At 38.5% G+C, this 791-nt stretch carries 1 protein-coding gene; it reads right to left on the bottom strand.

The features are described from left to right. The coding region (atpB, locus tag B3D98_RS09255) for a F0F1 ATP synthase subunit A (RefSeq protein WP_288582599.1) at positions 1-774 on the bottom strand (774 nt) is incomplete at its 3' end. Positions 775-791: the final 17 nt, after the last annotated feature.

The following is a 791-nucleotide window of genomic DNA, read 5'->3' as shown; positions in this document are numbered from 1 at the left end:
TACTGCGATGATCGGTAGGGCCTCAACTAATGCAACCCCGATGAACATTGTAGTTTGAAGAACGCCACGAGCTTCTGGTTGACGAGCGATACCTTCTACTGTTTTTGATACAATAAGACCGTTACCAATACCTGCACCAAGTGCACCTNNGAAACCTTGCCATGCCATCATAGGAACGATTGCCCCGATGAATCCCACAGCACCTGATGATGCTAAACCTGCAAGTAAGCCAAGTAAAATCTCACCCGCGTAAATGTTACCGTAAAGACGTAAACCTAATGTTAATGTGTTTGCAAATTCTTCTACTATTTTAAGTGGGAACATGAATGACATTGGTTTGAAGAATGTACCAACATAATGACCTGTACCCTTCATTTTTACACCATAGAAATGCGTTAAGACTAATATCATTGCTGCTAATGTCATCGTTACTGTAGGGTCAGCTGTTGGTGATTTCCACCATAGCTCATGCCCATAGACAATTGAGAAAGGAAGACCTAGTAAGTTAGATACTGCGATAAACATAATTAGTGTGATACCTAGAACGTGGAATCGACCACCAGTTTTCCAATCCATGTTGCTTTTAATGATATTCTTAACGAAATCCATAATCCATTCCATAAAGTTTTGCATACCAGTAGGTTTTAACTTTAGGCTTCTAGTTGAAATAAAGGCAATTAAAAATACGATAATTGCTGCAACTAGTAACATCATAACTGTTGATAAGTTAAATGTTAAAAAACCGACTTCTAGTAACGGAGCTTCATGATTCATTGTTATTTTTCACCTCT

The organism is Lysinibacillus sp. UBA5994 (assembly GCF_002429725.1).
Taxonomy (GTDB): domain Bacteria; phylum Bacillota; class Bacilli; order Bacillales_A; family Planococcaceae; genus Lysinibacillus; species Lysinibacillus capsici.
Note: the sequence above shows the minus strand (reverse complement) of the source record. Positions and strands in the feature narration are given on the sequence as shown.